This window comes from Micromonospora sp. NPDC005305 (genome assembly GCF_040607315.1).
In the GTDB taxonomy this organism is placed as follows: domain Bacteria; phylum Actinomycetota; class Actinomycetes; order Mycobacteriales; family Micromonosporaceae; genus Micromonospora.
The window spans coordinates 43607-68800 of sequence record NZ_JBEXGL010000013.1 but is presented as its reverse complement, the minus strand read 5'-3'; the positions used below and the strand labels follow the sequence as shown (position 1 = coordinate 68800).

Annotated in this window: 22 protein-coding genes, 1 tRNA gene and 1 pseudogene; 16 read left to right on the top strand and 8 right to left on the bottom strand. The window is 72.7% G+C overall.

The annotated features are described in order from the left end of the window. Window positions 1-11: 11 nt before the first annotated feature. Window positions 12-1361: a pentapeptide repeat-containing protein gene (locus ABZS80_RS21935; RefSeq protein WP_355058480.1), complete on the bottom strand. Its 1350-nt coding sequence runs from the start codon at window positions 1359-1361 to the stop codon at window positions 12-14. 211 nt (window positions 1362-1572) lie between these two features. Between ABZS80_RS21935 and ABZS80_RS21930 the strand changes: the two genes are divergently transcribed. Further along, a complete protein-coding gene (locus ABZS80_RS21930) occupies window positions 1573-2400 on the top strand; it encodes an alpha/beta fold hydrolase (RefSeq protein WP_355058478.1) in 828 nt (275 codons plus the stop codon). A 50-nt stretch (window positions 2401-2450) separates the two neighbouring features. Here the strand turns inward: ABZS80_RS21930 and ABZS80_RS21925 are convergent, their stop codons facing one another. Both ABZS80_RS21925 and ABZS80_RS21920 read right to left on the bottom strand, forming a co-directional pair. Next, window positions 2451-4016, bottom strand: coding sequence for a GMC family oxidoreductase N-terminal domain-containing protein (locus ABZS80_RS21925; protein ID WP_355058476.1), 1566 nt, complete (start codon window positions 4014-4016; stop codon window positions 2451-2453). 76 nt (window positions 4017-4092) lie between these two features. Continuing rightward, on the bottom strand, window positions 4093-4959 hold the full coding sequence (locus ABZS80_RS21920; RefSeq protein ID WP_355058474.1) for an aldo/keto reductase: 867 nt from the start codon (window positions 4957-4959) through the stop codon (window positions 4093-4095). Between the two features lie 182 nt (window positions 4960-5141). Here ABZS80_RS21920 and ABZS80_RS21915 point away from each other — a divergent pair, with 182 nt between their 5' ends. The 6 genes and pseudogenes from ABZS80_RS21915 to ABZS80_RS21890 all read left to right on the top strand — a co-directional run bounded on the left by ABZS80_RS21915 (window position 5142) and on the right by ABZS80_RS21890 (window position 10932). After that, on the top strand, window positions 5142-5507 hold the full coding sequence (locus ABZS80_RS21915; RefSeq protein WP_355058473.1) for a YciI family protein: 366 nt from the start codon (window positions 5142-5144) through the stop codon (window positions 5505-5507). A 303-nt stretch (window positions 5508-5810) separates the two neighbouring features. After that, window positions 5811-7259: a pyruvate kinase gene (gene pyk, locus ABZS80_RS21910; RefSeq protein ID WP_355058471.1), complete on the top strand. Its 1449-nt coding sequence runs from the start codon at window positions 5811-5813 to the stop codon at window positions 7257-7259. Then, window positions 7256-8140, top strand: coding sequence for an acyl-CoA thioesterase II (locus ABZS80_RS21905; RefSeq protein WP_355058469.1), 885 nt, complete (start codon window positions 7256-7258; stop codon window positions 8138-8140). The genes pyk and ABZS80_RS21905 overlap by 4 nt, the downstream gene beginning before the upstream one ends. A 72-nt stretch (window positions 8141-8212) precedes the next feature. After that, a complete protein-coding gene (locus tag ABZS80_RS21900) occupies window positions 8213-8683 on the top strand; it encodes an Rrf2 family transcriptional regulator (protein ID WP_151465487.1) in 471 nt (156 codons plus the stop codon). A 192-nt stretch (window positions 8684-8875) separates the two neighbouring features. After that, window positions 8876-9862 (top strand): sulfite exporter TauE/SafE family protein, encoded by a 987-nt coding sequence (locus ABZS80_RS21895; RefSeq protein WP_355058467.1) that lies wholly within the window; start codon window positions 8876-8878, stop codon window positions 9860-9862. Window positions 9863-10020: 158 nt separating this feature from the next. Beyond that, window positions 10021-10932 (top strand): annotated as a pseudogene (locus ABZS80_RS21890) (hypothetical protein). Between the two features lie 45 nt (window positions 10933-10977). Here the strand turns inward: ABZS80_RS21890 and ABZS80_RS21885 are convergent. Continuing rightward, on the bottom strand, window positions 10978-12000 hold the full coding sequence (locus ABZS80_RS21885; RefSeq protein ID WP_355058595.1) for an LLM class flavin-dependent oxidoreductase: 1023 nt from the start codon (window positions 11998-12000) through the stop codon (window positions 10978-10980). Between the two features lie 31 nt (window positions 12001-12031). Then, the gene (locus ABZS80_RS21880) at window positions 12032-12511 is read right to left on the bottom strand and encodes an Lrp/AsnC family transcriptional regulator (RefSeq protein ID WP_355058465.1); all 480 of its coding nucleotides are present in this window, start codon (window positions 12509-12511) and stop codon (window positions 12032-12034) included. Between the two features lie 83 nt (window positions 12512-12594). Between ABZS80_RS21880 and ABZS80_RS21875 the strand changes: the two genes are divergently transcribed. After that, window positions 12595-13770, top strand: coding sequence for a PLP-dependent aspartate aminotransferase family protein (locus ABZS80_RS21875; RefSeq protein WP_355058463.1), 1176 nt, complete (start codon window positions 12595-12597; stop codon window positions 13768-13770). 5 nt (window positions 13771-13775) lie between these two features. Here the strand turns inward: ABZS80_RS21875 and ABZS80_RS21870 are convergent, their stop codons facing one another. After that, complete coding sequence (locus ABZS80_RS21870) at window positions 13776-14189, bottom strand: hypothetical protein (protein ID WP_355058461.1); 414 nt, start codon at window positions 14187-14189, stop codon at window positions 13776-13778. Window positions 14190-14557: 368 nt separating this feature from the next. Further along, window positions 14558-14633: transfer RNA gene (locus ABZS80_RS21865), tRNA-Leu, on the bottom strand. 94 nt (window positions 14634-14727) lie between these two features. Between ABZS80_RS21865 and ABZS80_RS21860 the strand changes: the two genes are divergently transcribed. The 8 genes from ABZS80_RS21860 to polA all read left to right on the top strand — a co-directional run bounded on the left by ABZS80_RS21860 (window position 14728) and on the right by polA (window position 24649). Continuing rightward, complete coding sequence (locus tag ABZS80_RS21860; RefSeq protein ID WP_151465483.1) at window positions 14728-15348, top strand: response regulator; 621 nt, start codon at window positions 14728-14730, stop codon at window positions 15346-15348. Between the two features lie 91 nt (window positions 15349-15439). After that, entirely contained in the window at window positions 15440-16603 is a 1164-nt protein-coding gene (locus ABZS80_RS21855) for a hypothetical protein (RefSeq protein ID WP_355058459.1), read from the top strand. Between the two features lie 259 nt (window positions 16604-16862). Beyond that, window positions 16863-18026, top strand: coding sequence for a branched-chain amino acid ABC transporter substrate-binding protein (locus ABZS80_RS21850; RefSeq protein WP_355058457.1), 1164 nt, complete (start codon window positions 16863-16865; stop codon window positions 18024-18026). 95 nt (window positions 18027-18121) lie between these two features. Continuing rightward, on the top strand, window positions 18122-19072 hold the full coding sequence (locus ABZS80_RS21845; protein ID WP_355058455.1) for a branched-chain amino acid ABC transporter permease: 951 nt from the start codon (window positions 18122-18124) through the stop codon (window positions 19070-19072). After that, window positions 19069-20223, top strand: a complete 1155-nt coding sequence (locus ABZS80_RS21840) for a branched-chain amino acid ABC transporter permease (protein WP_355058453.1) — start codon at window positions 19069-19071, stop codon at window positions 20221-20223. Before ABZS80_RS21845 ends, ABZS80_RS21840 begins: the two co-directional genes overlap by 4 nt. Beyond that, window positions 20216-21136: an ABC transporter ATP-binding protein gene (locus ABZS80_RS21835; protein ID WP_192579965.1), complete on the top strand. Its 921-nt coding sequence runs from the start codon at window positions 20216-20218 to the stop codon at window positions 21134-21136. Before ABZS80_RS21840 ends, ABZS80_RS21835 begins: the two co-directional genes overlap by 8 nt. Next, complete coding sequence (locus ABZS80_RS21830) at window positions 21126-21836, top strand: ABC transporter ATP-binding protein (RefSeq protein WP_355058451.1); 711 nt, start codon at window positions 21126-21128, stop codon at window positions 21834-21836. The genes ABZS80_RS21835 and ABZS80_RS21830 overlap by 11 nt, the downstream gene beginning before the upstream one ends. Window positions 21837-21949: 113 nt before the next feature. Then, window positions 21950-24649 carry a DNA polymerase I gene (polA, locus tag ABZS80_RS21825; RefSeq protein ID WP_355058449.1) on the top strand — a complete coding sequence of 900 codons (2700 nt, stop codon included), beginning with the start codon at window positions 21950-21952 and terminating at the stop codon, window positions 24647-24649. A gap of 69 nt (window positions 24650-24718) precedes the next feature. On the opposite strand, the gene ABZS80_RS21820 is transcribed toward polA, so the two are convergent. Continuing rightward, the gene (locus ABZS80_RS21820) at window positions 24719-25174 is read right to left on the bottom strand and encodes a MerR family transcriptional regulator (protein ID WP_355058448.1); all 456 of its coding nucleotides are present in this window, start codon (window positions 25172-25174) and stop codon (window positions 24719-24721) included. Window positions 25175-25194: the final 20 nt, after the last annotated feature.

Here is a 25194-nt window from a genome sequence, read left to right as displayed (position 1 = left end):
GCGGAAGTTCGTCACGGGTCGGTGAGGACGAGCCACTCGTCGTCGCGCGGGCCGACGGTGGTGTCCGGCGGCCAGACGTGGGTCACCGACGCCGACGCGCGGGCCTGATCGACCAGCGGCTGGCGGGCGAACACGGCTCCCTCGAAGCGGGCCCGGCCGCGGAAGACGGCCCGGCCGAAGTTGGCGGCCCCGTCGAAGCGAGCCCCCTCGAACCACGCCTCCGCGCCGAACTCGGTCCAGCGGAACAGCGCCATGTCGGCGAACCGCGCCCGGCGGAAGCCCGCGTACGCCGCGAAGGTGGCGTGTTCCATGGACAGTCCACTCAGGAACACCGCCTCCCGCAAGGTGACGCTGCCGGCGAACGTGGCCCGGTCGAAGCTGCTCGGCTGCCGCAACGTGGCGCCGCGGAAGGAGACCGGGCCGAAGCGCGTCGCCCGGCAGGACAGCTCCCCGCCGAGGTCGGCCCCGTCGAAGCTCACCCGGCCCGTGAAGCGGGCGTCGTCCAGCACCAGCTCCGCATCGCCGGTGAGGTCGTCGAACACGGCGTCGTCGAACTCGGCGGTCAGCCGCAGCCGGCCGCGCACGACCGCACCGGCGAAGCTGGTGGTGCCGGTGCAGACCGCGCCGGTGAGGTCGAGGTCCACCAGGGTGCAGCCGGCGGCGTCGAAATCGTGCAGCCGGGCGCCGGTCAGGTCCAGCGCGATGCCGGGCCACCAGTCGTCGCCCTCGGCGCGCAGGTGCCGGGTGAGCATCCGCTGCGCGGTGCGGCGCACCTCGCTCTCGCGCGGGTCGTCGGGCGCCGGCATCCGGAGGTACGCGCAGAGCACCGCCACGATCGTCGGCCGCTGCACCGGGTTGTCCTGACCGAGCCGGTCCAGGGCGTGCAGGCCGCCGAGGCGTACCGCGGGGTTGTCGCTGCCGACCAGCTCGATGGCCCGGACGTACAGCTCGGTGAGCCGCCGCTCGGCGGCGTCGTGCTCGACGGCGGCGGCCTGCCGTTCCTGGTGCCGCTGCCCGGCGTCGGCGACCGTCTCGGCGTGCGCCTGCACCCGGTCGCGGTGCGCCTGGTCGCGGGCGGCCATGGCCTCCTGGTGCCGCTGCCCGCGTTCACTGATCCACTGTCGACGGGCGGCGAGCAGCAGCGCCAGCCCGCCGCCGGTGCCGGCGACCACGGTGAGGCCGGTGCGGATGGCGTCGACGCGCAGCGTGGCCCGGGTGTCGGGCTGGGCGGCCCGGTCGGCCTCGGCGAGCAGCCGGTCCAGCACGAGCCAGCCGAGTCCGACGGCGAGCAGCAGCCCGAGCAGCGCCAACCACCAGGGCATCACCCGGAGCGGCTTCTCCGGAGTCGGCGGGACGGACACGGCGCCCAGCATGCCATCCGTGGCGGCGGGCCGGGGGGCCCACCGGACGCCGGATAGGCCGGTTTGTGCCCCCTGCGGAACAACGGGTTACCAGCGCGTAACTTTCCATTGACGTGTGTGAAATCGGACACGCATCATCGTTTTCACGATCGATCGGATCCCCCACCCGTCCTCCCGGAACATCGGGGCCTCCCCACCGGAGGTGCAGCCCATGCTGCTCCGAACGATCCTGGCCGCCACCGCTGCCGCCACCGCCGCCGCCACCGCCCTGCTCGTCCCCGCCACCGCCGCCCACGCCGAACCCACCACGACCACCGCGACCGCGACCAGCGCCGCGGAAGCCGGCACGGCCGACGCCACCCAGGCCCTCGCGGCCGCCAACGCCGACCCGGTCGTCGTGGTCGGCGGCCTGATCGGAATCTCCATCGCCTACGAGCCGATCGCCGCCCGGCTGCGCGCCGACGGCTACCGGGTCTCCATCTACCAGTTGCCGAACCTCGGCTTCGGTGACATCCGCGAGTCCGCCCGGGCCCTGTCGTCCTACGTCGACCAGGTCCGCGCGGCCACCGGGGCGGCCAAGGTGGACCTGGTCACCCACTCCGAGGGCGGCCTGGTCTCCCGCTGGTACGTCAAGTTCCTCGGCGGCGCCGCCAAGGTCGACCAGTACGTCAGCCTGGGCAGCCCGCAGCAGGGCACCTACGTCGCCAACATCATCAACTTCCTGGGGCTGGGCAGCTGCGCGGGCATCGTCGCCTGCCAGCAGATGTCCATCGGGTCCAGCTTCCTGGCCGACCTCAACGGCGGTGACGACACTCCGGGCGCGGTCCGCTGGACCACGGTCCGCACCTGGCAGGACGAGCTGGTGCGCCCCGTCGACAACGCCGCACTCGCCGACGGCGCCACCAACGTTCTCGTGCAGGCGTGGTGCCCGCTGCGGATCGTCGGCCACCTGACCCTGATCCTCGACGGCACCACGTACAGCGTCGTGCGGCAGGTGCTCGCCGGGGCCGCCATCCGCCCCAACTGTTTCGCGCTCTGAGATCGGTTCCGGGCTCGACGGTCGCCGTGCCGGCGGCCGTCGAGCCTCGATCACCCGGTGGTCCGGCCGAGGATGAGGTCGGCCGCCCGCCAGGCCAGCGCGGTCACCGGGGCGCTGGTCCAGCCGGACACCATGACGGGCAGCACCGACGCGTCGACCACTCGCAGCCCGGTCACCCCGCGCACCCGGAGCTGGGAATCGACCACGTGGTCCTCGTCGGTGCCCATCGCGCAGGTGCCGATGGCGTGGTAGCCGCAGTAGCCGTGCACCCGGCCCGCCTCGATGATCTCCTCGTCGGTCTGGGTCGCCGCTCCGGGCAGGGTCTCCGCCGCGATCCGCTTGGCGATCGGCCCGGTGGCGAACAGGTCCCGCACGAGGCGCACCGCGTCGACGGCGACCCGGCGGTCGTGCGCCGTGGCGAAGTAGTTCGCCACGATCGCGGGCGGCGTGCGGGGGTCGGGGTCGGTGATGGCGAGGCTGCCCTCGCTGTCGGGGCGGGTCACCGTGCCCAGGCACAGCAGGCCCGGCTCCCGCTCCAGCTCCAGCGCCCGGCCGGGGCGCGGTGGCGCCGCCGAGAAGGGCGCCATCAGCAGATGCACGTCCGGGCGGTCCAGCTCCGGACGGGACCGGACGTGGGCCGCGACGTCCATCACCGGCAGGGCGAGCGGGCCACCCCGGGTGATCAGCCAGCGCAGGGCGGCCCGGGCCTGGCCCATCGGGCTGCCCAGCCGGGCGTTGTAGCCGCCGGGCTCGGCGAGCCGGAACTGTAGAGGGATCGGCCGGTGCTCCCGCAGCGCCGCCCCCACCCGGGGCCGGTCGAGCAGCACCGGGACGCCGGCGGCGCGCAGGGTGTCGGCCGGCCCGATGCCGGAGACCTGCAGCAGTTGCGGGGTGGCGAGGGCGCCCGCGGCGAGGATCACCTCGGCGGCGGCCCGGTGCTCGACCTCCCGGCCCCGGTGCGCGACCCGGACGCCGACCGCCCGGCCGCCCTCCACCAGCACCCGCAGCGCGACGGTGTCGACCGCGACGGTCAGGTTCGGCCGCTGCCGCACCGGGTGCAGGAAGGCGTCGGCCGCGGTGACCCGGCGACCGCCGTGGATGGTGGCCGTGACGTAGCCGATCCGCTCGCCGTCACCGGCGTCGAGGTCGTCGACCCGGCGCCAGCCCAGCTCCGCGCCGGTCTCCAGCATCTCCTCGCAGAGCGGGTCGGTGCCGGTGGCGACGGACAGGCGCACCGGGCCGCCGGTGCGGTCCTCCAGCCGCGCGAAGATCGGCCGCATGGTCGACCAGCCCCAGCCGAGGGGCGCCAGCGCGTCCCAGTCCGCCGCCGCGCCGCGGCTCCAGATCATGCCGTTGATCGCCGTCGAGCCGCCGACCATCCGCCCGCGCTGCCAGGTCTCCCGCCGGCCCGGCGCGACGGTCGCCGGGTAGTGCCAGGCGGTGCGCGGGTCGTCCATGAGCCGGGCGAACGCCTTGGGTACGCGCACCAAGGGGCTGCGGTCCCAGCCTCCCGCCTCGACGAGCAGCACACGGGTGCCCGGGTCCTCGCTGAGCCGGTTGGCCAGCACGCACCCGGCCGCCCCGGCACCGACGATCACGTAGTCGAAGCCGTCCACTCCGGACCCCCGCTCGTCCTGGGCGTGAGAATCCTTCTGACGGTAGCGGCCCGATCACGCTTCGGAAAGGGGCCGGTCAGGCGGCCTTGGCGAGCGCCTCGAACTCCTCGTCGCTGAGCCGCACCTCGGCCCCGGCGACGTTCTCCTCCAGGTGCGCCACCGAGGACGTACCCGGAATGGGTAGCACGACCGGCGACCGGCGCAACAGCCAGGCGAGAGCGAGCTGCGCGGGCGTCGCGCCGTGGTCGGTGGAGATCGCGTCCAGCGGGCCGCCCGGCCGGGCCAGGTTGCCGGTGGCGATCGGGAACCAGGGGATGAACGCCAGGTCGTTGCGCTCGCAGTGGTTCAGCACGTCCTCGGCGCTGCGGTCGGCCAGGTTGTAGAGGTTCTGCACCGACACCACCGGGGTGATCTTCCCGGCCGCCTCGATCTGCGCGACGGTCACCTCGGACAGCCCGATGTGCCGCACCTTCCCCTCCTGCTGGAGCAGCGCCAGCTCGCCGAGCTGGTCCTCCAGCGGCACCTTCGCGTCGATCCGGTGCAGCTGGTAGAGCGGGATGCAGTCCAGGCCCAGGTGGCGCAGGCTCAGCTCGCACTGCTGGCGCAGGTATTCCGGGCGGCCCACCGGCCGCCAGTCGCCCGGGCCGGAACGGGTCAGCCCGGCCTTGGTCGCGATGACCAGGTCCTCGGCGTACGGGTGCAGCGCCTCCCGGATCAGCAGCTCGCTCACGAAGGGGCCGTAGGAGTCGGCCGTGTCGATGAAGGTGACGCCCAGCTCGTACGCGCGGCGCAGCACCCGCACCGCCTCGGCCGGGTCCTTCGGGTCGCCCCACACCCCGGGGCCGGTGAGCTGCATGGCCCCGTAGCCGAGCCGGTCGACCTGGAGGTCGCCGCCGATCCGGTAGGTGCCCGAGGCCTTCGCGGGCCCGGTGCTGGTCGCCATGGCGGTCCTCCTGCGCGTCGTCGTCGGCGGCGGTCGCCGCTCCGACCGGAAGTCTTTCCCGCGAATCGCCGACGTCAACGCCCCCGGGCTGGGTGTTTCCGCCGACGGGCAGTTTGCCGTGAGCGACCCCCGGGCGGCGACCACCGTGCGACGCTGGGCGGGACGGTGGTCTGGAGGTGCGCATGGCCGCGACGCCACGGCTCGACTTCGCGCTCGACACGTACGAGTGCATCGTGCTCTACCCGGGACCGTCGGGCCGGGCGCTGCCGGAGGAGACCGTGCAACGCCTCCAGGCCGAGCACATCCAGCACATGCAGGCGCTGCAACGGCGGGGCATCGTCCTGGTCGACGGCTCGGTCGACGGCCCGGCCCGCGAGCCGGAACCGCCGATCGGCTTCGGCCTGGCCCGCACCGGCTCGGTCGACGACGTCCGCAGCGTGATGGAGGCCGACCCGGCGGTGCAGGCCGGGCTCTACCGCGTCGAGGTGCTCACGTTCCTCTGCCCGGCCGGCTCGCTGGAGTTCCCGCTCGCCAAGACGCAGAGCTGACTGTCGTCCGGGCGACCGCCCCTGCTGGCCCCCGAGGAGCCGACCCTGCCCCGGCCGCGCCGCCCGCCCCCCGGGCCGGTGCGGCGGATGCCGGGGCGCCCGTCGATCTCCGGGAGCACCCGGTCGAGACATGAACGCGAGCGGTACGATTTCCGCCGCGCGGTCGCCGATGCCCGCCACACACGACGTCCCGGTGCGGTGCCACACCGCCCGCCGGCGCGGGTATCGCGCGTCGATTGGACAACTGTTCCGCAGTCCGAAAGGGGCCGGCCGGCAGGTCGACCCGGAGGAGAGACTAGCCTGATGGGCGTGACACGCCGCGCGAAAATCGTCTGCACACTCGGCCCCGCCACCTCGTCCCCCGAGCGCATCCGGGGCCTGGTCGAGGCGGGCATGAACGTGGCGAGGCTGAACTTCAGCCACGGCAGTCACGAGGACCACGAAACGGTCTACCGGCTCGTCCGGGAGGCTGCGGAGGCCTCCGGGCAGCCGGTGGCCGTGCTCGCCGACCTCCAGGGTCCCAAGATCCGCCTGGGTAAGTTCGCGGACGGCCCGCACGAGTGGCGCACCGGCGACTCGGTGGTGATCACCGGTGACGACATCGCCGGCACCAAGGAGCGGGTCTCCTGCACCTACCGCAAGCTGCCGCAGGAGGTGAAGCCGGGCGACCGGCTGCTGATCGACGACGGCCGGGTGGCGGTTGAGGTCAGCGACGTCACCGGCAACGACATCCGCGTCCTGGTCACCGAGGGCGGCCCGGTCTCCAACAACAAGGGCGTCTCCCTGCCGAACGTGGCGGTCAGCGTCCCGGCCCTGTCGGAGAAGGACGCCGACGACCTGCGCTTCGCCCTCGGCCTGGGCGTCGACCTGATCGCGCTCTCGTTCGTCCGCTCGCCCGAGGACATCAAGCTCGTCCACTCGATCATGGCCGAGGAGGGCGTCCAACGCCCGGTGCTGGCCAAGGTCGAGAAGCCCGAGGCGGTCGACCACCTGGAGGCGATCGTGCTCGCCTTCGACGGCGTGATGGTGGCCCGCGGCGACCTCGGCGTCGAGCTGCCGCTGGACCAGGTGCCGCTGGTGCAGAAGCGCGCCGTGCAGCTCTGCCGGGAGAACGCCAAGCCGGTCATCGTGGCCACCCAGATGCTCGACTCCATGATCGAGAATTCGCGCCCGACCCGCGCCGAGGCCTCCGACGTGGCCAATGCGGTGCTCGACGGCGCGGACGCCGTGATGCTCTCCGGCGAGACCAGCGTCGGCAAGTACCCGGTGCTCACCGTCAGCACCATGGCGAAGATCGTCACCACCACCGAGGCCGGCTCGATCGGCGTCCCGCGGCTGCAGCACGACCCGCGTACGCACGGCGGCGCGCTCACCGTGGCCGCCTCCTCGATCGCCCGGGCCATCGGCGCCAAGGCCATGGTCGCCTTCTCGCAGACCGGCGACACCGTCAAGCGGCTCGCCCGGCTGCACTGCGACCTGCCGCTGCTGGCCTTCACCCCGGTGCCCGAGGTGCGCAACCAGCTCGCGCTCTCCTGGGGCGTGGAGACGTTCCTCATGCCGTTCGTCGAGCACACCGACGACATGTTCCGCCAGGTCGACCAGGCGCTGCTCGGGCTCAACCGGGCCAACCCCGGCGACTACGTGGTGATCGTGGCGGGCAGCCCGCCCGGCACCCCCGGCTCCACCAACACCCTGCGGGTGCACCAGCTCGGCTCGCTGGTCGACGCCACCTCCGCCCGGGCTCTTCAATGAGCGAGGCTCCGGTGGCGACCGGTCAGGCCGCGGTCGACCAGCTCCTGGAGGTGCTGGACCTCGACCAGACCGGCGAGATGGCCTTCCGCGGGATCAGCCCGCCGGTGGGCCCGCAGCGGGTCTACGGCGGTCAGGTCGCCGGCCAGGCCCTGGTCGCCGCCGGACGCACCGTCGATCCGGAGCGCTTCGTGCACTCCCTGCACGGCTACTTCGTCCGCCCCGGCGATCCCGCCGAGCCGATCGAATACCAGGTGGAGAACGTCCGGGACGGGCGCTCCTTCTCGGTGCGCCGCTCGGTGGCGTTGCAGCACGACAAGCCGATCTTCTTCATGTCGGCCTCGTTCCAGCGGCAGGAGGAGGGGCTGGACCACTACGCCCCGGTCCCGCCCGACGTGCCCGCCCCGGACGACGTCCCGACCATGACCGACCGGCTCTCCCGCTACCCGGAGCGGCTCGGCATCTGGGGCCAGATCCCCCGCCCCATCGACGTGCGCTATGTCGGCGAGCCCGGCTGGGTACGCCCCGGCGACCGCCCCGCCGAACCCCACCAGCGCGTCTGGATGCGGCTCGACGGCAAGCTCCCCGACGACCCGCTGCTGCACGCCTGCGCCCTCACCTACGCCTCCGACCTCACCCTGCTCGACTCGGTGCTGTCGGTGCACGGCGAGGTGTGGGGGCCCGGGGGAGTGGTGGGGGCGAGCCTCGACCACGCGCTGTGGTTCCACCGGTCGTTCCGCGCCGACGAGTGGTTCCTCTACGACTGCTGGAGCCCGTCGGCGTCCGGCGCCCGGGGCCTGGCCACCGGCCGGATGTTCACCACCGACGGCCGGCACATCGCCAGCGCCGTGCAGGAGGGGCTGCTGCGCCGGGTCGGCGCCTGACCCGGAAAACCGTGACCGATCGGCCGAGGGTCGGGAAACCGGGCGGCTGAGCAGGGGACTAACCTTGCCGGCATGCGCCTCTCCGCTCGGGTCGACTACGCCCTCCGCGCGGCCGCCGAGCTGGCTTCCGTCGCCGACGGCGCGGCCGCCGGGCGGACCCGGCCGGTGACCGCCGAGCAGATCGCCCGCGCCCAGGAGATCCCGCCGAAGTTCCTGGAGAGCATCCTGCTCCAGCTGCGCCGCAGCGGCATCGTGCACGCCCAGCGCGGCCCCGAGGGCGGCTACTGGCTGGCCCGGCCCGCGGCGGAGATCTCCCTCGCCGAGGTGATCCGGGTGATCGACGGCCCGCTGGCGAACGTCCGCGGCCAGCGCCCGGAGCAGCTCGGCTACCAGGGCGCGGCGCGCGCCCTGCAGGACGTGTGGATCGCCCTGCGGGCCAGCGAGCGGGAGATCCTCGAACTGGTCACCATCGCCGACGTGGCCAGCGGCAGCCTGCCCGGCCGGATCAACGACCTCGCCGCCGACCCCAGCGCCTGGAGCTGACGCTCCCCTCGACGCCCTCGACGCCCTCGACGGTTCGACGCCGCCGTCCCGCGCGTCCGCCGGGCCGTCCCGGGTGCCCCGGCGCGCCGTCCGGCGCGTTCCCACCAACCGGATGGAGGACTTGACCCGAGCGCCCCCGTGCCGCATTGTCGACCAAGTCGATAGGAGATACCGAAAAGTCAGGGGGCGCTCGTGCGCAAGCTGCTGGTCCTCGCCCTCGTCGGGCTCGCCGCGCAACTGGTCGACGGCGCGCTCGGCATGGCGTACGGGCTGACGTCGTCGACCCTGCTGCTCTTCGCCGGGGTGGCCCCGGCCGCCGCGTCCGCCTCGGTGCACCTGGCCGAGATCGGCACCACCCTCGCCGCCGGCGTCTCGCACTGGCGGTTCGGCAACGTCGACTGGCGGGTGGTCGGCCGGATCGCGCTGCCCGGCGCGGTCGGCGCGTTCGCCGGCGCCACGTTCCTCAGCTCCATCTCCACCGAGTCCGCCGCCCCCTGGATGGCCGCCATCCTGTTCACCCTCGGCGCCTACCTGCTGGTCCGCTTCTCCCGGCCGCTGCGCGCCAACCGCGCCGCCGGCCGGCTGCGCAGCCGCTTCCTGGCCCCGCTGGGCCTGGTCGCCGGCTTCGTCGACGCCACCGGCGGGGGCGGCTGGGGCCCGGTGGCCACCCCGGCGCTGCTGGTCTCCGGCCGGATGGAACCCCGCAAGGTGATCGGCTCCGTCGACACCTCCGAGTTCCTGGTGGCCGGCGCGGCCAGCATCGGCTTCCTCATCGGCCTCGGCTCCGAGGGCTTCCTGCTGCCCACCGTGGCCGCCCTGCTGATCGGCGGCCTGATCGCCGCGCCGATCGCCGCCTGGCTGGTCCGCATCGTCCCCGCCCAGTTGCTCGGCGCCGTCATCGGCGGGGTGATCGTGCTGACCAACACCCGTACCCTGCTGCGGGCCGGCGAGCTGGGCGGCCCCGTCCCGGCCCTGGCCTACACGGTGCTCGGCGCCGGCTGGCTGGTCGCCCTGGTGCTGGCCACGCGGGCGCTGCGCCGCACCCGCCGGGCCCGGGTCACCGCCGCGCAGGCCAGCGGCCCGGCCCCCGACCCGGCCGTGCGGCCGGTCGCCGCCACCGAGGCCGCCGCCACCGCGTCGGAGGAGCCCCGCCCGCTCGCCGCCGCCGTTGAGGGCTGACCCCTCCACGAGCTACGCAACCGACGCTGCCCCGCCGGCGGTGACCCGCCGACAAGCCGGTCGAACTGGCCCTCCCCGGAGCGGCCGTTTGATCGACTCCAGCTCGGCGAGGTGGTGGCATCCCCGAGCCGCGGATACCGCCAGCTCGGCGAGCCGGAGTGGATCATGCCCTGCCGCGGCCCGCACCGGCGAAGCGCACCCCGCGCCGGACCAGGCCACGCGGTCGGCACGTCGCCGGCTGTCGTGCCGGAGTGACCGGCGCGCGGATCGACCAGCGCGGCCTCGTCGCCGTGTCCGACCGGAGTCGACGTAGGCGGCGACGGCAGTGGTTGTGCGGCGGGAAAGCGGTCGACGAGGACGCCAGCCGGGCCAGTTCCTGGCTGGCCGACGCGCGCACCGGCCACTTGCTCTGGCAGACCGCGCCGAACGGCGACAACGGCCGTGGCGTCTCCGACGACGTCTGGGCCGGCAGCCCCGGCGCCGAGTCCTGGTCCTCGGCCGTCGACGGGCTGCTCAACACGAAGGGGCAGAACATCGCCCGCAAGCCGTCCTCGGCGAACTTCCTCGCCTGGTGGGACGGCGACCCGGTGCGCGAACTCCTCGACGGCACCCGGATCGACAAGTACGGCGCCGGCGGCGACACCCGGCTGCTCACCGGCGGCGGCGTCGCGTCGAACAACGGCACCAAGTCCACCCCGGCGCTCTCCGGCGACATCCTCGGCGACTGGTGGGAGGAGGTGGCCTGGCGGACCGCCGACAGCACCGCGCTGCGGATCTACAGCACGCCCGTCACCACCGGACTGCGCCTGCCGACCCTGATGCACGACCCGCAGTAGCGGGTGGCCGTGGCCTGGCAGAACACCGCCTACAACCAGCCGCCGCACCCGGGCTTCCACCTCGGCGACGGCATGAGCACCCCCGCCCGCGCCGAACATCTACCTGCGCTGAACGCGAAGGCACCGGGCCGCCGGCCGCGGAATCCGCTCCGCCGGCGACCCGGTGCACCACACCGCAGCACTCCCGACCCGTCCCGACCGGGAATGCCGTACCACCACCGACACCAAAGGTAGGCGGCCTGCGCGACGGTGGGGTGACGTGGCTATGAAGAGCGTGTTTCAGCCCTTCCGGCGCAGGCCACCGGCCACCTTCTCGGCGATCAGCTCGAACGAGCGCACCCGGTCGGCCACGTCGTAGACCATCGTGGTCAACATCAGCTCGTCGGCGCCGGTGCGCTCCAGCAGCGCGCCGAGCTGCCGGGCCACCGTCTCCGGCGAACCGGTCGCCTGGCCCTCCCGGCGCTGCACCACGAACTCCCGCTCGAACTCCGAGTACGGGTAGGCGGCCGCCTCCTCCGGGCTGACCAGCGGCTCCGGCCGCCCCGACCGCAGCTTCAGGAACGACAACCCGGCCGGACCGGCCAGCCACTCCGCCCGCTCGTCGGTCTCCGCGCAGACCGCGTTGACCGCCACCATCGCGTACGGCTGCTCCAGCCACTGCGACGGCCGGAAGCTCTGCCGGTAGAGCTGGAGCGCGGGGATGGTGTTCTGCGCGCTGAAGTGGTGGGCGAAGGAGAACGGCAACCCGAGCAGCCCGGCGAGCTGGGCGCTGAACCCGCTCGACCCGAGCAGCCACACCTCCGGCGACTGCCCGCGCCCCGGGGTCGCGGTGATCGGGCCCGGCTCCGCGCCGCTGAAGTAGTTCATGAGGTCGGCCAGCTCGCGCGGGAAGTGCTCGGCCGACAGCCCCTCCATGGTCCGGCGCAGCGCCAGCGCGGTCACCTGGTCGGTGCCCGGCGCGCGGCCGATGCCCAGGTCGATCCGCCCCGGGTGCAGGGCTTCCAGGGTGCCGAACTGCTCGGCCACCACCAGCGGCGCGTGGTTGGGCAGCATCACCCCGCCGGAGCCCAGCCGGATCGTCGAGGTGTGCGCCCCCAGGTGCGCCAGGAGTACCGCCGGCGCGGAGCTGGCGATCGCCGGCATGTTGTGGTGCTCGGCCACCCAGAACCGGCGGTAGCCCAGCTCCTCGGTGCGGCGGGCCAGCTCGGTGGTGTGCCGCAGCGCCTCACCGGCGCTTCCGCTGGCGGCCACGGGAGCAAGATCAAGAACAGACATGGGTACGTCGATCACACGCCACACCAACACGCCGTGCGCCGGAATTGTTCCCTTGGAGCTAACCCATGCCCCGCGCCTGCTCGAAGATCAGGCTCGTCTGGGTGTGCTGCACCGTCGGATCCACCGCCAGATGGTCCAGCACGAAGTCCCGCAGCGCGTCCCCAGACGCCGCCCGCACGTGCAGCACGTAGTCCTCCGCGCCCGCCACGTGGAACACCGACACCACCCCCGGCAGCCGCACCGACCGGGCCCGGAACGCGTCCACCGCCGCCCGCTCGTGTGCCGCCAGGCGCACCGACACCAGCGCCTGCAGCGGCAGCCCCACCGCCGCCGGATCCACCTCCGCGTGGAACCCCCGGATCGCCCCGCACTCGCGCAACGCCCGCGTCCGCGTCAGGCACGTCGACGGGGCCACCCCCACCCGCTCGGCGAGCGCGTTGTTCGGCAACCGCCCGTCCGCCGCCAGCTCGGCCAGGATCGCGCGGTCGGTGTCGTCCAGCGCCCCGAAGGGCCGTACATCATTCGGTGCGACAGCCATGTGACCATCCTTCCCCGAACTTCCCTCCCTCGGAAGGGCTGCGGACAGAATCTCCTTCGCTCCTCTTGCCTGATCACGGCCTCATGTTCGACGCTTCCGCCATGACAGCCGTGGACACCGCAGCCGTGCACGCCGGGCGCGAGGACCTCGCCGGTCTCGGCGTCCACGTGCCGCCCATCGACTTCTCCACCACCAACCCGCTGCCCTCCGTGACCGGCGGCGGCGACGCCTACGAGACCCTGGCCACCGGCGGCACCCTCCCCGCCGGCGGCAGCGCCGTCTACCAGCGGCTCTGGAACCCCACCGTCGCCCGCTTCGAGACCGCCCTCGCCCAGCTCGAAGGCACCGCCGAGGCCGTCGCCTTCGCCAGCGGCATGGCCGCCCTCACCGCCACCCTGCTCGCCGGCACCCGGGACGGGAAACGGCACGTCGTCGCCGTCCGCCCCCTCTACGGCGGCACCGACCACGTGCTCGCCACCGGGCTGCTCGGCACCGAGGTCACCTGGGCGCGGCCCCACGAGGTCACCGCCGCGATCCGCCCCGACACCGCCCTGGTCGTCGTCGAGACCCCGGCCAACCCCACCCTCGACCTGGTCGACATCGCCGCCCTCGCCACCGCCGCCGGGGACGTCCCGCTGCTCGTCGACAACACCGTCGCCACCCCGGTGCTCCAGCAACCCGCCCGGCACGGCGCCGCCCTCGTGCTGCACAGCGCCACCAAGAGCATCGGCGGTCACGGCGACGTCCTCGCCGGGGTCGTCGCCTGCGCGCCCGAATGGGCCACCCGGCTGCGCCAGGTCCGCGCCGTCACCGGCGCCGTCCTGCACCCGCTCGGCGCCTACCTCCTGCACCGCGGCCTGCAGACCCTGCCGCTGCGGGTCCGCGCCCAGCAGGCCGGCGCCGAGAAGCTCGCCGCCTGGCTCTCCGACCACCCCGCCGTCGCCCGGGTGCATTACCCCAGCGTCGGGGACCCGGCCGGCCTGGTCGGCCGCCAGATGGCCGGCCCCGGCAGCCTGCTCGCCTTCGAGGTACGCGGCGGCGCCCCCGCCGCGGCCGCCGTCGCCGGGGCCTGCCGGCTCATCACCCACGCCGTGTCGCTCGGCGGTGTGGACACCCTCATCCAGCACCCGGCCTCGCTCACCCACCGGCCGGTCGAGGACGACGCCAAGCCGTGCGGCGGGCTGCTGCGCCTCTCGGTCGGGCTGGAGGACCCCGAGGACCTGCGCGCCGACCTGGCGCAGGCGCTGTCCGTGATCTGACGAGGTCAGGACTTCGGGCCGACGTGGCGGTCCAACGCCGCCACGGCGTCGCGCCGCGCCACCGACAGCGAGTTGCGGCGGTTCATCCGCCAGGCGATGCCGAGCAGGTCGAGGGCCCACTGGCAGAGGCCCATGATGTCGCCCGACTCGTTGGTGAACATGTAGCGGGGATAGACGTACTGCTTGCCGCGCACCACGACCCGGTTGGCGAACCGGCAGCCGTCGGAGTGGAACAGGCCGCGCAGGAAGTCGCCCGGGTGCCGCTCGACAATGGTCCGCTGCCACTCCGCTAGGACGATCGGGCGCTCGTGCTTCTTGCCCGGCCCGTGCTGCGGCAGCAGGCAGGGCCAGTGCTTGCCGTAGCTCTGGACATTGACGCAGCCCTGCTGCCGGACGCGCTGCACCTTCTCTGCCAGCACGGCCCGCATGGCATCGTCGCAAGCGCTGATCAGGCCCGGCCAACTGCTGGTGCAGGAGATCCGAAGCACCGGTACCCGCGCGGTGGTCACCAGGTGCCCGTCGCCCAGGTAGAGGCCGAGCAGGTAGGCGTAAGCGGCGGGATCTGTCGGAACCTGGACATCCGTGCGACAGCGGAAACATCGCAGCGCGGTGCCCTGAACAGCAGGCGTGGGGCGGTCCCTGCACCAGTGCCACACCGTGCGGTAACTGAGGCCGACACTGCGAGCCGCTTCGGCGACGGTGGCCCCGGACAGGAAGACCTGCCGTGCTCGGGCGCGAATCTCGGGTGGATGCACGAGCCTATCTTCGAACGCCCGTACGACAATTTTGGTGCCCCCGGTGGGATTCGAACCCACACTGTATGGAGTTTGAAGCCATTGTCTCTGCCATTGGACTACAGGGGCATTGCGCAGTTCGGCGGTGCAAGGATACCCACTACGCTAAGGGCGGTGGCACCCGGCACGGCGGGTGCCGGGCTCAGACTGGTGGGAGTGGCTCGTGGCCGAGATGCAGGCGGATGCCGAGCGCAAGCGCGTTCTGATCGCCGAGGACGAGGCGCTCATCCGGCTGGACCTGGCCGAGATGCTGGTGGAAGAGGGCTACGAGGTGGTCGGCGAGGCCGGTGACGGCGAGACCGCCGTGAAGCTCGCCGAGGAGCTGAAGCCGGACCTGGTCATCCTCGACATCAAGATGCCGATCATGGACGGGCTGGCCGCCGCCGAGCGGATCGCCGGCGCGCGGATCGCCCCGGTGATCATCCTGACGGCGTTCAGCCAGCGGGACCTGGTGGAGCGGGCGCGCGCGGCGGGCGCGATGGCCTACCTGGTCAAGCCGTTCCAGAAGAGCGACCTCGTGCCGGCCGTGGAGATCGCGCTGTCGCGCTACTCGGAGATCGCGGCGCTGGAGGCGGAGGTCGCCGGCCTCACCGACCGGCTGGAGATCCGCAAGACCGTCGAGCGGGCCAAGGGCGCGCTCATGACGACCTACGGGATGACCGAGCCGCAGGCGTTCAAGTGGATCCAGCGCACCGCCATGGACCACCGGATGACCATGAAGGAGGTCGCCGAGCGGATCCTCGCCGAGACCGCCGGCGGCGAGGTGGCGCAGCCCGCCTCCTGATATCCGCCCGACGACCCCGCGCGCCCCGCTGACCGCAGGGGGCGGGTTCGGCGGGTTCCCCGCGTCGTGGCCGGTCGATACGATCGCCGCCATGCGGCGTCCGCTGGCGGTGCTCGGCCTGCTCGTGGTGCTGCTCGCTGCCTGCCGTTCGTCGGGTCGGGCCGAGCCCGCGCCCGGGCCCGAGCCGTTGCGCCCGGCCTGGCAGCCGGTCACCCTCCCGGTCCCGTCCGGCCTCTCCGGGCGGCTGGCGCTGCGCGACGCGGCGGCCTGTGCGGGCCGCTGGTTCGTGGTGGGCGCGGTGGTGGACGCGGCCGGGGCCACGCACCCGGCGGCCTGGTCGAGCGCCGACGCGGCGACGTGGACGGCGCTGCGTCCGGTGCCCCGGAGCCCGTACGGCGAGGCGAACGTGCTGACGGCGGCGGGTTGCCGGGACGGCCGGCTGGCGGCGGTGGGCGGCAAGAGCGGCGGGGTGCACGGCAATCCGCGGATCAGCACCTGGCGGCAGGTGGCGGACGGCTCGCTGGTCGAGGTGCCGGCCGAGTTCGAGGTGTTCGGGGGCGCGGACGCGGTGAACGCGGGCCGGATCGCGGGGGGCCCGCACGGCTGGCTGATCTCCGGCAACCGGGCGACCGGCGCGGCGGCGTGGGTGTCGCCGGACGGGGTGGACTTCCGGTTGGTGAGCGCGGTGCCGGGGTTGGCGACGGATGCGAGCGGCCGGCCCTGGGTGGCGGACGGCACGGCGACGGCGTCGGGTTGGCTCATGGTGGGCTCGGTGCTGTCGTCGGGGCGTACCGGATCGTCGGCGGTGGTGTGGACCTCGGCGGACGGGTCGGCCTGGCGGCGTGCGGTGCTGCCGGGCGCGGAGGAGGACCTGCAGCGGGTGGTCCGGTCGGGGGACCGGATCGTGGCGGTGGGCCGGCGCGGCGGCGGCCTGGGCGCCTGGCTGGGGGAGGGCGACGGGTGGCGGCCGGGCGGGGGGCTGGGCGGCGCGGGCACGGACTCGCCGGGCCGGGTGTGGGGGCTGGCGGCGCGCGGCGACGGTGTGTGGGCGGTGGTGGCCGGGTCGGCGGGGGGTGCGGGGTGGTTCTCCGCGGACGGCGCGCGGTGGTCGCCGGTGGGCCTGCCGGTGGCGCTGCCGACGGGCAGGGACCGGTCGGTGGCGGTGACCGCGGCGGGTGACGTGGCGTTGCTGGTGGTGGACGACGGCGGGCGGCCGGAGGTGTGGTCGGCGCGGGGTTCGTGGCGCCCCGCGTGAGCCTCTCACCAGCGGATTTCCGGTCAGTGTCGGATGTCCGATTTTCCCATCCCGCGGACCCGTGTGTTACAGCACATCTGTGAATCCGGCCACTCAACGTAACGGTTAGGTCAACCCGGCTCCTCAGGTCTACCTTCACGACCCGCTGGTGGGATAACGTCCCGGCCCAGACCGGGATCGCGGTCGGTCCGGCCACCCCTGCAAGGTCCAATTCGCGGCGGGTGGTTTCCGGACCATCGGACGGAGGAGGGTACGAGCCGTGAGGCAGAAGCTCGCACGGGTGCTGGGTGGCGTGGCCATCGGTGCGCTCGTTTTCAGTGGCGCGGCCTGCAAGGCTGACAGTGGTAGCGACGCGGGGGGCAGCAAGGCCGCCTGCGACCTGAAGATCGGCTTCTTCGGCCCGCTGACCGGTGACGCCGCGGGTCTCGGTATCCACATGCGCAACGGCACGAAGCTGGCCATCGACCAGTACAACAAGGACAACGCGGACTGCAAGGTCCAGATCGAGGAGTACGACTCGCAGGGCGACCCGGCCAAGGCGCCGGCCCTGGCGCAGAAGGCGGTCGGCGACACCAAGGTCGTCGGCATCATCGGCCCGGCCTTCTCGGGTGAGTCCGAGGTGGGCAACCCGATCTTCGACGAGGCCGGCCTGCCGGCCATCACCCCGTCGGCGACCCGCCCGAGCCTGAGCACCAAGAACTGGAAGATCTTCCACCGGGGCGTCGGTAACGACACCTCGCAGGGCCCGGCCGCCGGCCGGTACATCAAGAACGTCCTGAAGGCCGACAAGGTCTACGTCGTGGACGACCAGTCGGCGTACGGCGCCGGCCTGGTGGACGAGGTGAAGAAGGTCATCGGCGCGGTCGCGGGCGAGGACAAGATCCAGGTCAAGCAGACCAACTTCTCCGCCGTCGTCACCAAGATCCAGAGCAGCGGCTCGAACGTCCTCTTCTTCGGTGGCTACTACACCGAGGCCGGCCTGCTGCTCAAGCAGCTCAAGGGCGCGGGCTGGAAGGGCACGATGGTCGCCGGTGACGGTGTCAACGACGCCAACTTCATCAAGGTCGCCGGCGAGCAGGTCGCCGAGGGCACGATCCTGACCTGCCCGTGCGCCCCGGCCACCGCGGCCAAGGGCACCTTCGTGACCGACTACAAGGCGGCCTTCGACAACGCCGAGCCGGGCACCTACGCCGACGTGTCGTTCGACATCACCAAGATCATGCTGGAGGGCATCAAGGCCGGCAAGGGCACCCGGGCCGACCTGCTGAGCTTCATCAACTCCTACAACGGCACCGGCGGCGCGACCGGCGTCACCTACAAGTTCGAGTCCACCGGCGAGTTGGACCCGGCTCAGGTGAAGGTCTGGGCGTTCAAGGTGAACGCGGGCAAGGTCGTCCCCGACATCGAGATCCCCAAGGCCTGACCGGTTCGTCCGGTCCCGGCCCGGGACACCAGGCGTGCGGCCGGGAGTGACTTTCTCCCGGCCGCACCGCTTGGCCGCACAGTTGGAGCCCCCACTTGAACTTCGATGAGCTGTTCGGGAACTTCCCGGCGCTGACCATCACCGGCCTGGAGCAGGGCGCGATCTACGCGCTCATCGCCCTCGGCTACACCCTGGTGTACGGCGTTCTGCGCCTGATCAACTTTGCTCACTCCGAGGTCTTCATGGTCGGTACCTTCACCGCCATGTGGACCTGGCAGGCCCTCGGGTACGACCAGAACGCGGCCGCCCCGTCGATCGGTCCGCTGATCCTGGCGTTGGTCGCCGGTCTCGTGGTCGCGATGGCCGCCTCGGCGGTCACGGCCGTCACGGTCGAGCTGGTCGCCTACCGGCCGCTGCGCCGCCGCAACGCGCCGCCGCTGGCCTTCCTCATCACCGCGATCGGCGCGTCGTTCGTGCTCGCCGAGTCGTTCGGCATCGGCACGCGCCGGGCCCCGTTCGGCATGGCGGAACTGATCCCGTCGAAGACGGTCTTCACCCTCTTCGGCGCCGAGGTGACGAACAAGCAGCTGCTCATCCTCGGCGTCACGCTGGTCATGATGATCGCGCTGGACCAGTTCGTGAACCGCAGCCGCCTGGGCCGCGGCATCCGCGCGGTCGCCCAGGACGCGGACACCGCCGCGCTCATGGGTGTCAACAAGAACCGGGTCATCCTGCTGGTGTTCGTGCTCGGCGGCCTGATGGCCGGCGTGGGCGCCCTGCTCTGGGACGTCCGGTTCAGCTACACCAAGTTCAACGTCGGCTTCCTGATCGGGCTCAAGGCCTTCGCGGCCGCGGTGCTCGGCGGCATCGGCAACCTGCGCGGCGCGCTGCTCGGCGGCCTGCTGCTCGGCGTGGCGGAGAACTACGCCGCCGGCCTCTTCGGCGGCGACTGGAAGGACTTCACCGGCTTCGTGCTGCTGATCGTGCTGCTGATGTTCCGGCCGACCGGTCTGCTCGGCGAATCTCTCGGGAGGGCGCGCGCATGACCGCCACCGTGGACAACAAGCGGACCGTGGGCTTCAAGAGCCGCTGGGCGGCCATGCCCAAGCAGGTGCGCTGGGCGGCGATCGCCGCGCTGGTCGTCCTGCTCTACATCCTGCCCAACAAGTGGTTCTACGAGTACCTCGGCTTCCCCATCGGCAGCGACTACTTCGCCCTCTACACGACCCGCTCGGACTTCGCCGGCGTGCTCTTCGACACCGCGGTGTTCGTCCTGCTGGCCGTCGGGCTCAACGTGGTGGTCGGTTTCGCCGGCCTGCTCGACCTGGGCTACTTCGGCTTCTACGCGCTCGGCGCGTACACGGTCGCGCTGCTCACCTCGCCGGAGAGCCGGTTCGGCACGAACTGGCCGTGGCTGGCGGCGGTGCCGCTGGCGGTGATGGTGACGATGGTCTCCGGCGTGATCCTCGGTGGCCCGACGCTGCGCCTGCGCGGTGACTACCTGGCCATCGTGACCCTCGGCTTCGCCGAGATGATCCGCCTGTACGCGGCCCGCAACGAGGGCATCCTCCAGGGCCAGCGCGGCATCCCGGGGATCCCGCACCCGCCGGGCTCCGGCACAGACGGCAAGCCGCTGTTCGGGGTGGTGGACGCCCGGCCGTACTACTGGCTGATGCTGACGCTGATCCTCATCGTGCTGCTGCTGGTCCGGAACCTGGCCAACAGCCGGGTCGGCCGGGCCTGGGTGGCCATCCGCGAGGACGAGGACGCCGCCGAGATCATGGGCGTCCCCACGTTCAAATACAAGCTGTGGGCGTTCGCCATCGGCGCGGCCGTGGCCGGCCTGACCGGCGCGGTCTTCGCCGGCAAGCAGACGTTCATCAACTCCGACCAGTTCGTGCTGGAGAGCTCCATCCTGGTGCTGGCCGCGGTGATCCTCGGTGGCGCCGGCAACATCAAGGGCGCCATCGTCGGCGGCGCGGTCACCTGGTACCTGCCGGAGTGGCTGCGCGGCATCGGCGACCTCCTCGGGGTGGAGTTCGACGCCGCCGAGTACCGGATCCTGGTCTTCGGCCTGGTGGTCATCGTCATGATGATCTTCCGGCCGCAGGGTCTGGTGCCCAACCGGCGGCGGGCGGCGGAGTTCGCCGACCGGCGCAAGGAAGCGGTTCCCCAGGAGACGGTGCCCAATGAGTGAGCCGCAGATGCACAGCGAGCGCGACGAGACCAGCGAGCGGGACATCGCCGACGACGGTCGCAGCACGGTCGGCACCCCGCCGGAGAAGGGCTCGGACACCCCGGTCGAGCCCACGCCGGGCGACACCGCCCCGGCCGGGCGGGAGCCGCTGCTGGAGGTCGACCACGTCACCCTCCGCTTCGGCGGTGTGGTCGCCCTCAACGACGTCGCCTTCACCCTGTACAAGGGGGAGATCCTCGGCCTGATCGGCCCGAACGGCGCCGGCAAGACGACCTGCTTCAACGCGATGACCGGCGTCTACCGGCCCACCGAGGGCGAGATCCGGTTCGCCGGGCAGCGGGTCAACGGCAGGCGCCGGAGCTGGATCACCAAGGCGGGCATCGCCCGGACGTTCCAGAACATCCGGCTCTTCCCGGAGATGACCGCGCTGGAGAACGTGATGGTGGGCGCGGACGCCCACCACAAGACCAGCGTGATCGCCGCGATGCTGCGGCTGCCGCGGCACTGGCGGGAGGAGCGGCAGGGCCGCGAGCGGGCGCTCGAGCTGCTGCGCTTCGTCGGCATCGAGCGCCGCGCCGGGGACCTGGCCCGCAACCTCTCGTACGGCGAACAGCGCCGGCTGGAGATCGCCCGGGCCCTGGCCACCGAGCCGAAACTGCTCTGCCTGGACGAGCCGGCCGCCGGCTTCACCCCGGCGGAGAAGGAGGAACTGCTCGGCCTGATCCGGAAGATCCGCGACAATGGCACGACGGTGCTGCTGATCGAGCACGACATGCGACTCGTCATGGGCGTGACCGACCGGATCGTGGTGCTGGAGTTCGGCAAGAAGATCGCCGAGGGCCTGCCGGCCGAGGTCCGGGACGACCCGAAGGTGATCGCCGCGTACCTGGGGGTGCCGACCGATGCTGCTTGAGATCAACGACCTGACCCTGCTGTACGGGCGGATCCAGGCGCTGCACGGGATCAGCCTGCACGTCGACGAGGGTGAGGTGGTGGCCCTGATCGGCGCGAACGGCGCCGGCAAGACCACCACCATGCGGGCGATCTCCGGGCTGCGCCCGGTGGCCTCCGGCTCGGTCGTCTTCGACGGCACCGACGTCACCCGGATGCGGGCCGACCTGCGGGTAGTCCGGGGCATCGGGCAGGCGCCCGAGGGCCGGGGCGTGTTCCCCGGGATGACGGTCGTCGAGAACCTGGAGATGGGCGCGTACACCCGCCGGGACCGGTCGGGCATCGCCGAGGACATGAAGATGGTCATGGACCTCTTCCCCCGGCTGCACGAGCGGCGCAAGCAGGCCGGTGGCACGCTCTCCGGCGGCGAGCAGCAGATGCTGGCGGTGGGCCGGGCCCTGATGGCCCGTCCGAAGCTGCTGCTGCTCGACGAGCCCTCGATGGGGCTCGCGCCGATGCTGATCCAGCAGATCTTCGAGATCATCACCCGGATCAACGAGCAGGGCACCACCATCCTGCTGGTGGAGCAGAACGCCCAGCAGGCGCTCTCCCGGGCCCACCGGGGCTACGTGCTGGAGACCGGCCGGATCGTCAAGGAGGGCACCGGCCGGGACCTGCTGCACGACCCGGCGGTCAAGGAGGCGTACCTCGGCGTCGCCTGAGGTCGCACGACGTCGGCGGCCGGTCGTCCCCTGTTCCGGGGCGGCCGGCCGCCGCCGCTTTCGCGGTCCCGCCGTCCGTCGGGTTGTCGGCGGTACGGACTAGAGTCGCTGCCGTGACAGCTACGACGCCGCGCCTGCTCCTCGTCGACGGACACTCCCTGGCATACCGGGCGTTCTTCGCCCTGCCGGTGGAGAACTTCTCCACCACCACAGGGCAGCCGACCAACGCCGTCTACGGCTTCACCTCGATGCTGATCAACGTGCTCCGCGACGAGCAGCCCAGCCACATCGTGGTCGCCTTCGACGTCTCCCGCCGTTCCTTCCGCACGGAGAAGTACGCGGAGTACAAGGCCGGCCGCAGCGAGACCCCGACCGACTTCAAGGGCCAGGTCAGCCTCGTCAAGGAGGTCCTCGCGGCGCTGCGCATCCCGGTGGTGGAGAAGGAGGGCTACGAGGCCGACGACGTCATCGCCACCCTCGCCTGCCAGGCCCGCGACCAGGGCATGGACGTGCTGATCACCACGGGCGACCGGGACGCGTTCCAGCTCGTCGGCGACCAGGTCACCGTGCTCTACCCGCGCAAGGGCGTCTCCGACCTGGCCCGGATGGACCCGGCCGCGGTCGAGGCGAAGTACGGCGTGGGCCCGGGGCGCTACCGCGACCTGGCCGCCCTGGTCGGCGAGACCAGCGACAACCTGCCCGGCGTCCCCGGCGTGGGCCCGAAGACCGCCGCCAAGTGGATCAACCTCTACGACGGGGTCGAGGGCGTGGTGGCCCGCGCCGACGAGATCAAGGGCAAGGCCGGCGACAGCCTGCGCGAGCGGCTCGCCGACGTGATCCGCAACTACGAGATCAACTGCCTGGTCACCGACCTGGAGCTGCCGGTGCGCCCGGAGGACGCCCGCTGGCAGGGCTGGGACCGGGAGGCCGTGCACCAGGTCTTCGACACCCTCCAGTTCCGCATCCTGCGCGACCGGCTCTACCAGTACCTGGAGGCCGTCGAGCCGGAGGCCGAGGCCGGCTTCGACCTGGCCGGGCAGGTGCTCACCGAGCCCGGCGCGCTGGCCGGCTGGCTGGCCACGCACGCCCCGGCCGGCAGCCCCGTCGGCGTGGCGGTCAAGCTCGACACCGGCCCCAACCGGCGGCACACCGCCGCGGTGACCGGCATGGCCCTGGCCACCGCCGGCGGCGCGGGCGCCTGGTTCGACCCGGCCCAGCTGGCGGCCGACGACGAGGCCGCGCTGGCCGGCTGGCTCGCCGACGAGGCCCGCCCCAAGGTGCTGCACGACAGCAAGCCGGCCGTGCTGGCCTTCGCCGCGCACGGCTGGGACCTGCAGGGCATCTCCCGCGACACCCAGATCGCCGCCTACCTGGCCCGCCCCGACCAGCGCTCCTACGACCTCACCGACCTGGCGCTGCGCTACCTGCACCGGGAGCTGCGGGTCGACGTGCCGGAGAGCGGCCAGCTCACCCTCGACGGGCTCGGCGACGACGGGGCCGCCGAGCAGAACCTGATGCTCCAGGCCCGGGCGACCCTCGACCTGGCCGACGCGATCGACGCCGAGCTGTCCCGCGACGGCGAGCAGTCCGCCCGGCTGATGGCCGGCGTCGAGCTGCCGCTCATGCGGGTGCTGGCCACCATGGAGCGCACCGGCATCGCGGCCGACACCCACTACCTCTCCGAGCTGGAGGCGCACTTCGCCGCCGAGGTGAAGGCCGCCGCCCAGGGCGCCTACGCGGCGGTCGGGCGGGAGTTCAACCTGGGCTCGCCCAAGCAGCTTCAGGAGATCCTCTTCGGCGAGCTGGGCCTGCCCAAGACCAAGAAGATCAAGACCGGTTACACCACCGACGCCGACGCCCTCCAGTGGCTCTACGCGCAGAACCCGCACCCGGTGCTCGAGCACCTGCTGCGCCACCGCGACGTCGCCAAGCTCAAGATGACCGTCGACGGGCTGCTCAAGTCGGTCTCCGACGACGGCCGGATCCACACCACCTTCAACCAGACGGTGGCCGCCACGGGCCGGCTCTCCTCGACCGAGCCCAACCTGCAGAACATCCCGATCCGCACGGAGGAGGGGCGGCGGATCCGGCGCGCCTTCGTGGTCGGCGAGGGCTACGAGTGCCTGCTCACCGCCGACTACAGCCAGATCGAGATGCGGATCATGGCGCACCTGTCCTCCGACGACGCGCTGATCGAGGCGTTCAACTCCGGGCACGACTTCCACGCCGCCACCGCCTCCTCGGTCTTCACCGTCGAGGTCGACCAGGTCACCGCCGACCAGCGCCGCAAGATCAAGGCCATGAACTACGGCCTGGCGTACGGGCTGAGCGCGTTCGGCCTGTCCCAGCAGCTCGGGATCACCGCCGAGGAGGCGCGCGGGCTGATGGAGAACTACTTCGCCGGCTTCGGCGGGGTGCGCGACTACCTCCAGGAGGTGGTGGCGCGGGCCCGGCAGGACGGCTACACCTCCACCATCCTGGGCCGCCGCCGCTACCTGCCCGACCTGGTCAGCGACAACCGGCAGCGCCGGGAGATGGCCGAGCGGATGGCGCTGAACGCCCCCATCCAGGGCTCCGCGGCCGACATCATCAAGGTCGCCATGCTGCACGTCGACACCGCGCTGCGCGACGCCGGGCTGCGCTCCCGGATGCTGCTCCAGGTGCACGACGAGCTGGTCTTCGAGGTCGCCCCGGGCGAGCGGGAGATCCTGGAGGCGCTGGTGCGCAAGGAGATGGGGGAGGCGCACCCGCTCTCCGTGCCGCTGGAGGTCTCCGTGGGCGAGGGCCGCGACTGGAACAGCGCCGACCACTGACACCGACGCGCCGACAGTCAGGATCTCGGACAGTTGCCGTTCGGAGCGAACGGTGACTGTCCAAGATTGTTAAAGCGCCGGACCGGTTGTCGACGAGACCCGTGGCGGGCGTGGGGCGGGGCCCGACGCCGGCGGTGGGTCGGCGTCGTCGGCGAGGGCCGCGGCCGCGTCGCGCAGGGCGGCCGCGAGCCGGTCCCGGACCGCGAGCTGGGCGGCGATCCGGGCGTCCAGCACGGCCAGCCGCTCACGCCCCACCCGCAGCCCGGCGGGGGAGGGCGGCGCGGCGGCCACGTCCCCGTCGAGGCAGGGCAGGAAGACCCGGACGTCGTCCAGGGTCAGCCCGGCGCCGAGCAGGTGCCGGATGTTGCGGACCCGGGTGACCGCCACAGCGTCGTACTCCCGGTAGCCGTTCGCCGCCCGCGCCGAGGTGATCAGGCCCTGCTCCTCGTAGTGCCGCAGGGCGCGCGGGGTGCAGCCGGTCACCGCCGCCAGCTCGCCGATCCGCACCCGAGCCCTCCGTCCCATGGTCAACTCCGCTGCGCCGG